This is a genomic window from Sphingobium sp. YR768 (assembly GCF_900111125.1).
Lineage (GTDB): Bacteria > Pseudomonadota > Alphaproteobacteria > Sphingomonadales > Sphingomonadaceae > Sphingobium.
This window is the reverse complement of sequence record NZ_FOGE01000062.1, coordinates 1-9,416: the sequence shown is the minus strand read 5'-3', so window position 1 is coordinate 9,416 and position 9,416 is coordinate 1. Positions and strand designations below refer to the sequence as shown.

Sequence of the window (9,416 nt, the reverse complement as noted above, 5' to 3'; positions counted from 1 at the left end):
CTTTGCCCGGCAGCAGCAGCGCTATCTTCGCCCATTGCCTGTCGTCCAATTCGTACCGCTTAACACCCATCGTTCGCTCCGTAATCCAACACGGAACCCTATGAATCAGAGATCAAACCATTTGAGAATCCTGAATGTCGATCCGACCTAGGGAATGGCCGCTTGGATAGATGTCCTCGCCCAGGTAACACGCGCTAATGGCAAAGCGTCCTGCGATCAGATATCACGCTGATCCGGTAATGTGCTGATGAGTGCGCTGGCCGAGACGATGTGGATATCAGCGTCTGCCAGGCGACGAGCCTCGGCCTTCTTGAATTTGGCGTCATAACGCACATAGCCAAATGGCTCGTCCGCTGCGACCACCAGCATAGTCGTTGTTGCGCCGACTGATGCCATGATCCGACCACCATTGGCGGCAATCCGTTGCGCCAGGCGACCGTTGCGAGGCTCGCCAAGAATGGCAATACGCTGGCCTTTCAGTATGCCGTCAGGAGCGGGCGTGAATGGTGCCGCTGCGCGTTTTCTTGGCTGAGGCGCCAGTCAGTCTGATAGTTGCAAACCGGTATGATCAATCGCTTTCACGACGATCATGCCTGCCGCGCGGGCGTCGCTGAGCGCATCATGATGCTTGAGCGGGATACCCAGATGTTTCGCGACGATATTGAGCCGATGGCTGGGTAGCTCGGGCCAGGCGCGCTTGGCAACTCGGACGCTATCCAGCCATGAGGTCTCGAGCATCGCGCGATCGTGGATGCGGCATGCTGCTGCGAGGGCGCCCTTGTCAAAATAGGAATGGGCCACGGTCGTGCGGCCATTCAGATGGCCTTGAAGGATGCCGTGAACGCCAGCGAAACAGGGTTGGCCCAGCACGTGGCTGGCAGCAATCCCGTGGATCCGCGTATTGAAGCTGCTGAAATGATCCTGCGGATCGACAAGGGTCTCATACTCAAACGCGACAGCGCCATTGCGAAAGCCGACAATGCCTATCTGGCAGATGCTGCTGACACGCGAGCACGCCGTCTCGACATCGATGACCACGAAGTCTGGTCCTTCGGTATCGCCACTTCGTGCAGTTGCCGCGGCGTTGGCAGAGAGGTTGGCGTGAAGGGGCTAGAACATATCAGGATCATACGCAGCGCTCAAAGAGTTGCACAAGGCCCTTGGCGCGGACAATCTTCGATGTGCGTTGGCTTTTTGTGACCCATGCCGACATTGATGATGATCTGCTGCCCAACATCACACTAACGCTTTGGCAGGCGAGGAGCAGGGCGGTGGCAGCAAGATCAACGGGTTCGTCCCTGCAGAATGATCACAGGTTTCGGATCGCCGGAGAAATCGCACGGCATATGGCACGGATTATGGAAACCGATATCGCCCCGCATACATCAGGCACATGAATATCGGTTCATACTTCCGCCTTGAAGGCATGTTGATTGCGGGCGCGACAAGCCTGTATGTCCAGGCTCGTGATGGCGCTTTCTGGGAGATCGGAAAGCTGAAGGGTGTCGGGCATCTGCTGCAAAGCAATGTTGTCGTCGAGGGCATTCGCACAGGCGCTCAAAGCGTGGCAGTAAATTGGATCGAGGCCATGAGGCCGATCCAGCATGCGATGAATAGCATCGGCATGTAGGGGCAGGAATTCAGCTGCGGGACGCGCCCTGCCAATGGCAGCTATCTGCCAGCTGCTGTCTCAGAGATGACGCGCAGCGACCCGCTTCTGCTGATCAGCGCGCCGTTCTTCCATGCGGTAGACCAACGGGAGAGCCTATCGTCTACCGCATTCTCCTTCAGAGCTCATGGTCGTGACCGAGAGATACAAGAATTTCGCGGCGTAGCGCTTGCAACTCCGGCGCATCGCGATGTCGAGGATAGGAGGCATCGACGCGAATTTCGCGAACGATGCGCGCAGGGCGCGGACTGAAAATGATGATGCGCTCGGCTAGCAGAAGCGCTTCCTCCACATCATGGGTCACGAGCAATGTTGTAAATCGGGCGTCCTGCCACAGCCTCACCAGTTCTGCCTGCAACGTCATTCTGGTCAATGAATCGAGCTTGCCCAAAGGCTCGTCGAGCAGCAGCAGGCGAGGATTGTTGACCAGTACCCTCGCTAGTGCGGCACGCTGGGCCATGCCGCCTGACAATTCGTTCGGAAGAGCGGTCGCAAAATCACGCAGGCCAACCAGATCGAGCGCCCGGTCAATCCGCTCCTGCGAATCTTTCACCTGCCCAGTCGCTTCCAGTCCCAGCGCCACATTCTGCCGCACGGTGCGCCACGGATATAAAGTGGGATCCTGAAAGACGAGCAGGCGTGACGGGTGGGGGGCAACGATTCGCACCTTGTCCGCTCCGACCTTTCCTGTACGCGGTGCATCCAGACCTGCGATCAATCGTAGCAAGGTGGACTTGCCGCAGCCGCTGGGTCCAAGCAAGGCAACGAATTCGCCGGGAGCGACGTCGAGCGTTACATCCTCCAGGACATCTAGCCGACCATCCTTGGTGTCGAACCAGTGCCCCACGCTGCGGGTCTGGATCGACAGGCCCTGGTCAACGGTGGCGTCCAATGTCGTTACCATCGCACAATGCCTTTCTGCCAGGCGAGCACCCGGTCACGCACATGGAAGAGCAGGCTGATCAGTCCCGAAAAGAGCAGCGCCATCACGATCAGCGCGCCATAAAGATTGGCATAGGCCGCCCATCCTTGCGCCCATTGGAGATACCAGCCCAGGCCCGCCTTCACCCCCATCATTTCGGCGATGATCAAGACGGCGAATGACGAGCCCAGGCCCATGAACAAGCCGACGAATACGTTGGGCAAGGCAGCGGGCACGGCGACCTTGAGGATCAGAAAACGTTCCGATCCACCCAATGTGCGCGCAATATCATAATATGCTGAATTGACGCCCTTCACCCCCGATGCCGTCAGCACCGCGACGGGAAAGAAGGTCGCAAGGCCGACCAGGAAGGTGCTTGCGCTGTGAGAACCGGGAAAGAAAAAGAAGGCGATGGGTAGCCATGCCGTGGCGGGCAGGGGACCAACAAAGCGCAGGACCGGATGACCCCAATAGTTGGCCGCCTTTGACCAGCCGATCGAAGCGCCCGTCACAAAGCCAAGCGCACCGCCAATCACATAGCCGGGGATCAACAGGACGAGGGAGCGCCAGACGCTTTCAAACAACCTTGCCGCATCATCGGTGTAGACTTCCAATATCGATTGTGGAGGCGGGAAGAAGGGAAGCGGGAGCAGGCCGGTCTTGGCAGTCAGCACCTGCCATAGCGCGAGGATCGCGGCGAGCGCGCCGAACCAGCGGTCATAAGGATAGATCACCGAAAGTCGGGGGCCGCCCAGCAGCGCTCCGCCCGCCAATAGCAAGGCAATGCCAGTCTCGAGCAAAGCCAGCAATTCCGTACGTGGCCATGGTGTCAGGTCCGGCCACGCCCAGGTGAGCACCGCAGTCAGTGACCATGCTCCGGCGGCTGCCAATCCACCTTTCCATGGGGCCGCCAGCGCGAATGCCGGCCCGTTGCCCCTGATGCCACCAAGCGAAGCGAAGCGATCTGTTTGCGCTATGCTGTTCATATTGCCTCCTCAGGCATCCAGCGTATCGACGACCTGCGACGCGAAGACGTCAGGTACGATATTGGGTTTCATCACGCCGACATCGCGCAGTTCACCTGCATAAAGGGCGACCTCGCGGTGCAGGTCGCGGCCGACGGGATGATGATTATGGGTCTGGGTGTGCAGTACCGCGACCAGATCCTCGACGCTCGCCTTGGCATAGGGTGCGAAGACCTTCGCCACGGCCTCCGGCCGGACTGAGCACAGTGATGCCGCTGCGACCAGCGATTTGGACAGAGCAACAGCGGACTCGCGGTCGTCCCGGATCAGTGAGCCACTGGCTCCCAACACGCAGCACACGCGGTTGTCCCAAGGTTTGGACAGGTTCGAGAGGACCTCCACCAAATCGCCGCCCGACTCCTTCTGGAGGACATAGGCAATGGGATCAGAATCGACGAAAGCGTGGATTTCGCCCTTTCTGACAGCCTGCGACAAGAGCGGGGCTGGGAAGGCCTTCCATTCCACATCGCGATTGGGATCGAGGCCATTATGCTTCAGCAGCACGGCCAAAGCATTGCGACCTGCGCCGGAGATGTCCGACAGGCCAATTGCCTTGCCCTTCAGGCTTGCAATGTCATCGGTCACGCCCTGTCGGCGCGATCCCAGTACACGAATGCAGCCTCCATGGGTGCCAGCGATCAGCTTGACGTCGAAGCCCTGTTCTAGAGGCTTTATCCAGCGAAGGATCATACCGACTCCGGCATCCGCCTTGCCGGTGGAGATCGCCTCCAGCAATTGGTCGGTCGAGCCGGAGAAATTCAGCAGGTCGACGTCCAGGCCGAACTGGTCATAAATGCCATATTCCTTGGCAAGCAGCGCTGGGGCGAGGCAGATAGCGTTGGCATTCCAGGCGAGCGTCAATTTGCGCTGGCCCTTTGCATTGCGCGGCAATTCCTTTGGCCCAAGCGCCGCATATCCCGCTGCTCCAGCAAGCCCCGCAGCCGCCGCTCCACCGATGAGAAGGTTCCGCCGACTTATCGGGGCGGATCGGGAGCTAAGCTCCGGTTCGGCTATGTCGTCATACTCGGACTTGTCGGTCATGCTGCGCGCCAGATGTGGTGAAGAGCTTCACGGCGTAGCGGTCAATATCGCGGTGCAGTCATTCATTTTTCTTATAGATATCGTCAAAAACTCAATCTATAATATTGTTGCAAATATCAATGAGAGTTCGAAATGTATAAGCAGAAATTTTTCTGTATTTTAAGTATTAATAAGTAAAATTAGTTTGATGCTTTTCACTTAAACTTTGTTGTCGGTCGACATGATCGAACCTTAGCCCGTCGTCCTCGCAAAAACATATCGGGGGACTGACGATGCTACCGGATAATTTCACCGGACGTCGCGCTGCGCGCTATTCAGGATTGATGACAGCTTCGGCCAGGGCGCTGGCCATAGCCTGCCTGTTCGCTGGCACTGCCCATGCTCAGCCTTCCAGTCCGCAGGCCGCAGACGAGGAAGCTCTCGACCAGGGCTTAGGCCAGATCGTCGTCACGGCTTCCAAACGCTCGGAAAATATCCAGAAGACGCCGATCGCGGTCACCGCCGTGGGTGCGGACGGGATCAACCAGCTCAAGATTTCTGACTTTCGCGATCTGGCCGGGCGCGTGCCCAGCCTTCTCGCGCCGCGGCGCTCCACCGCCTACACCACCCAAACCTATTCGATCCGCGGCATCGGCGAAATTGACACCTACCCCGAGCCGACCGTCGCCGTCTATGTGGACGACGTCTATCTCGCCCGTACGGTGGGGTCGCTTTACGACACGCCGGACCTGGAGCGGGTGGAAGTTCTGCGTGGACCGCAAGGCACGCTCTATGGCCGCAACTCCAGTGCCGGCGCGATCCGTTTCATCACGAAGGATCCGACCGCCGACAGGGAGATTTTCGTTGGCGCTACCTATGGCAGCTTCGACAATCTGGATCTGCGTCTGCGCGTCAATGGCGCCATCCTGCCAGACAACAAGCTGAATGGTGCCTTCTCGATCATCCGGCGCAAGCGTGACGGCTGGCAATATAGCGTGCCGCTCAACAAGCATGTGAACGACATCGACCTGCTGGTCCTGCGCGGCAAACTGAAGTCGGAGCTGACCGACCGCCTCACATTGACCTTGTCGGCCGACGGCATGTTCGATCGCTCGACGCAAAGCTATTACACCCCGGTCAACCAGCCCGATGGCGTGCCCTCGGGCAAGAAAACCGATCCCGACCTGACCTGGGCCGACACGCCGCCCTACAACTCGACCGAAGCTTTCGGCGCATCGCTGACGGCGGCCTATGAGCTCGACAATCATCTGACGCTTAAATCCGTGACTGCCTGGCGTGGGCTCGAGGGGCCGATCTATTATGACAATGACGGCGTCATCGCGATCAAGGGCGACAGCTATGCAGGCTTCAGCCAGCGACAGGTGACGCAGGAATTCAATCTGAACGGCGAATATGATCGTCTGAATTTCGTCGCCGGCCTTTATTTCTTCTACGAGAAATTCTTCAATAACCGCCTCAATCAGGCAACCGCATCAACCACCGATGATATCGGCTCGGTTTCCCGTATCCGCAACACGCTGCGCACCTGGAGCTACGCTGCTTTCGGGCAGCTCAACTATAAGGTGACGGATGCCCTGACTGCGACAGTGGGCGCTCGCTACACGGTCGATCGGCGCAAATATGTCTCCTTCGTTGGCAACAGTGTGGGCGTGCAGCTGCATAATCCGGTCGAGTGGAATTTCGATCCCGACGTTTATGAAGCGCAATATGGGCCATATCAGTCGACCTTCACGGCGCGACCGGACCCCAAGAATTTCTCGAACTTCACGCCGAAGCTGGGTCTGCAATATCAGTGGACACCCGATATCTTCCAATATGCTTCCTATTCCAAGGGCTTCAAGAGCGGCAGTTTCGACCTGCGCAGCGCGAGCCTCCTGGGATCGACCGTCCCGTTCGAGCCGCAGGTCATCACCACTTATGAGACGGGCCTCAAGACCCGCTTCCTAAGCGATCGTGTCGTTGCCAATGTGGCGGTCTATTATAACGATATCAGCGATTTCCAGGTCCGCGCCACGTCTCCCGCCACGCCGACCCAGCCCGCCTTCAACGGCGTGCTCAACGCAGGCGATGGCGTGTCGAAGGGGGTAGAGCTGGAACTGTCGATTGCCCCGATCGACGGGCTGCGTATCGACACCAGCGGCTCCTATACCAAGACCCATTACAAGAGCTTCACGGCTTCCCTTCCCGCCAATGTCGCGGGGCGGACCACGCTGCTTGGCCTCGAATTTCCATTGGCGCCCAAATGGCAGTCGTCTGTTGCGGTCAACTACACGCTGCCGATCGATACACCTGGCAAATGGCGGATCGGCGCGGACGCCCAATATGAATCACGCCGCTTCATCGACATCTACAATACGGAGCATACCAAGGTTCGTGCCCAGACATTCGTGAACGGTACGATCAACTATGCCGGCGAAGACGGGAGCTGGAACGCAGGCGTCAACGTCAAGAACATATTCGACCTTCGCCGGGGACAGGCAGGTGGATACTCGCCCAACAATGCCGGGTCGCAGGTCAATTATTATCGCGCCTACAACGAACCGCGCACGGTCAACATCTTCATCAACAAGACATTCTGAGAAGGGGCAGGGCATGTATCGTTCCATCATCCCGATCGGTCTGTCGTTGCTGGCGGCCGCTGCTGGCGCGCAGCCGGCGCACGACACCCCCGCCGCTCTGGCCGAGGCCGCCAAGGCGCGAGCCATCGCTGGCGACGACCTGAAGGACCCGCTCTTCCTGTGCGAGCCTCATGGTGGCGGGGTCGTGCGACAAGCGCTGGAAACGGGCAGTAAGCAATGGCTTGAGCCCGCCAGGCTGTTCGACAATCTCTATTATGTCGGCAATGGCTTCGTAGGCGTCTTCGTCCGCAAGACGAGCGAGGGGTTGGTCCTGTTCGACGCGTCGCAAAGCGAGGCGGAGGCGCGTGATCATATCGTGCCGGGCCTGCAAAAGCTGGGGCTTGATCCTGCGACCATCCGCTATGTCATCGTCACCCATGGCCATTATGACCATTTTGGAGGCGCGGCCTGGTTGCAGAGGACCTATGGCGCGCGGATCGCACTCAGTTCAGCAGACTGGCAGTTGCTTGAAAAGACGCCAGCCGACGCGATCGAGCGGAGCGGGACCAAATTGCCCCGGCGCGACATCGTCATCACCGATGGGCAGCAGCTCATACTCGGCGATACCAAAATTACCCTGTACGTGACGCCTGGTCACACGCCAGGCGCCGTGTCGGCGATTGTGCCCGTGCTCGCTAAGGGCAAGCTGTATAATCTGTCGTTGCTGGGCAGCACCGCTTTTCCCGCATCGATCGAGCCGACGGAAAAAGTGGGCGGATTGAAAGCCTATGACGCTTCGGTCCTGCGTTTCGCAAAGATCAGCCGCGCTGCATCAGCACAGGGGATACTCAATACCCATGTCTTCGCCGACGGCACGCATGGGCGGATCGAAGCACTCACTGCCACGCCGGACCAGCCGAACCCGTTCCTCAAGGGCTCGCGATTTGTGGGCCGCTACTATCAGATTCTCCATCACTGCCTGCTCGCCGCACAACTCCGGCCGCAGGCGGACAATGTCTGGCTTCCCAAATAGGCGACAAGCGAGCGAAAGGACGGATCATGGACCTGAAACTCAAGGGCAAGCGTGCCCTCGTGACCGGCGGCAGCCGGGGGATCGGGAAGGCGATCGCACGTGCGCTCGCACAGGAGGGCGTGCGCGTCCTCCTGTCTTCGCGGGATGGTTCAGCCGCGACTGCTGCGGCAGAGGAACTGGCGCGCGAAACCGGCAGTGAGGTTCATGCATTCGTCGCCGATACGCGCGATGATGCACAGGTCGATGCTCTGGTCGCCCACGCGGTGGCACAATTGGGTGGCCTCGACATCGTGGTGAACAATGCAGCCCGCCCCGGTGCGCAACCGCAAGTGCCCGGCGTCGCGGGCGTTGCATCCGACTATCTTCTGGATGAACTCAATACCAAACTGGTCGGCTATCTGCGCATCGCGCGGGCGGCCGCACCCCATCTGCTGGCCAATAGCTGGGGACGGATCATCAACATCAGCGGCCTGGCAGCGCGCCAGACGGGCACTATTCCCGGATCGACGCGCAATGTGGCGATTGCAGCGCTGACCAAGGGCCTTGCCGACGAGCTGGGGCCTAAGGGTGTCAATGTCACCGTCGTCCACCCAGGCGCTACCCGGACCGAGAAAACCGCAGATGCCATTGCGCATAAGGCGGCGGCGGACGGCATCAGCCAGGATGCCGCCGAGAAGATTCTGTTTGGTCAATCTCTCATCGGCCGCATCGTCGAAGCGGAGGAAGTGGCAGCGGTCGTCACCTTTCTCGCTTCCCCCCTGAGCGTGGCCATTAATGGCGATGCCATAGCGGCTGGCGGAGGCAGCCCCCGTGCCATCCATTATTGAGCGATGGCTTAGCGCTGGCTTGGTTCGCACGCGACGTAATTCGTCGACAGTGGCTCCGAGCGCACAGAGGTAGACGTTCCGTTCGACGACACTGTGGGCCAATCCGCTCCGCGATAGCAGCCCAATCCTGACTCTGCGCCGCCGACCAGTTGCCGACGGCCTCGTCTCCTCCCCAACCTAGAGCATGATCCGATCTGACGGAATCGCAGGGATTCCCTTGAGCCAGGAAATCTGATTCAACATGCGAGCTGGACGAGGAGGCCGGCCTGGCATGACAAAGTCGATCTCGGAGGATTTACGTTTTCGGGTGATCGCGGCGGTTGATGGCGGGCTATCCCGGC

The 9,416-nt window shown here is 59.3% G+C and carries 9 protein-coding genes; 4 read left to right on the top strand and 5 right to left on the bottom strand.

All coding sequences use genetic code 11. The annotated features are described in order from the left end of the window. Positions 1 to 216: 216 nt before the first annotated feature. Both BMX92_RS28275 and BMX92_RS28270 read right to left on the bottom strand, forming a co-directional pair. The gene (locus tag BMX92_RS28275) at positions 217 to 396 is read right to left on the bottom strand and encodes a hypothetical protein (protein ID WP_256213646.1); all 180 of its coding nucleotides are present in this window, start codon (positions 394 to 396) and stop codon (positions 217 to 219) included. 144 nt (positions 397 to 540) lie between these two features. Beyond that, entirely contained in the window at positions 541 to 1,038 is a 498-nt protein-coding gene (locus tag BMX92_RS28270) for a 3'-5' exonuclease (protein WP_256213645.1), read from the bottom strand. A gap of 355 nt (positions 1,039 to 1,393) precedes the next feature. Here BMX92_RS28270 and BMX92_RS26265 point away from each other — a divergent pair, with 355 nt between their 5' ends. Next, positions 1,394 to 1,630: a DUF5818 domain-containing protein gene (locus BMX92_RS26265; RefSeq protein ID WP_093022580.1), complete on the top strand. Its 237-nt coding sequence runs from the start codon at positions 1,394 to 1,396 to the stop codon at positions 1,628 to 1,630. 157 nt (positions 1,631 to 1,787) lie between these two features. On the opposite strand, the gene BMX92_RS26260 is transcribed toward BMX92_RS26265, so the two are convergent. From BMX92_RS26260 to BMX92_RS26250, 3 genes are read right to left on the bottom strand one after another with little or no spacing between them, the layout of a single operon-like run. Then, positions 1,788 to 2,573 (bottom strand): ABC transporter ATP-binding protein, encoded by a 786-nt coding sequence (locus BMX92_RS26260; protein WP_093022577.1) that lies wholly within the window; start codon positions 2,571 to 2,573, stop codon positions 1,788 to 1,790. Then, positions 2,567 to 3,577, bottom strand: coding sequence for an ABC transporter permease (locus BMX92_RS26255; RefSeq protein ID WP_093022574.1), 1,011 nt, complete (start codon positions 3,575 to 3,577; stop codon positions 2,567 to 2,569). Before BMX92_RS26255 ends, BMX92_RS26260 begins: the two co-directional genes overlap by 7 nt. 9 nt (positions 3,578 to 3,586) lie before the next feature. Then, positions 3,587 to 4,657 carry an ABC transporter substrate-binding protein gene (locus BMX92_RS26250; protein ID WP_093022571.1) on the bottom strand — a complete coding sequence of 357 codons (1,071 nt, stop codon included), beginning with the start codon at positions 4,655 to 4,657 and terminating at the stop codon, positions 3,587 to 3,589. A 323-nt stretch (positions 4,658 to 4,980) separates the two neighbouring features. On the opposite strand from BMX92_RS26250, the gene BMX92_RS26245 reads away from it, so the two are divergent. From BMX92_RS26245 to BMX92_RS26235, 3 genes are read left to right on the top strand one after another with little or no spacing between them, the layout of a single operon-like run. Then, a complete protein-coding gene (locus BMX92_RS26245) occupies positions 4,981 to 7,236 on the top strand; it encodes a TonB-dependent receptor (RefSeq protein WP_177185282.1) in 2,256 nt (751 codons plus the stop codon). Between the two features lie 13 nt (positions 7,237 to 7,249). Beyond that, the gene (locus BMX92_RS26240) at positions 7,250 to 8,248 is read left to right on the top strand and encodes an MBL fold metallo-hydrolase (RefSeq protein ID WP_177185281.1); all 999 of its coding nucleotides are present in this window, start codon (positions 7,250 to 7,252) and stop codon (positions 8,246 to 8,248) included. Positions 8,249 to 8,274: 26 nt separating this feature from the next. Beyond that, positions 8,275 to 9,075, top strand: coding sequence for an SDR family NAD(P)-dependent oxidoreductase (locus BMX92_RS26235; protein ID WP_093022561.1), 801 nt, complete (start codon positions 8,275 to 8,277; stop codon positions 9,073 to 9,075). Positions 9,076 to 9,416 lie beyond the last annotated feature (341 nt).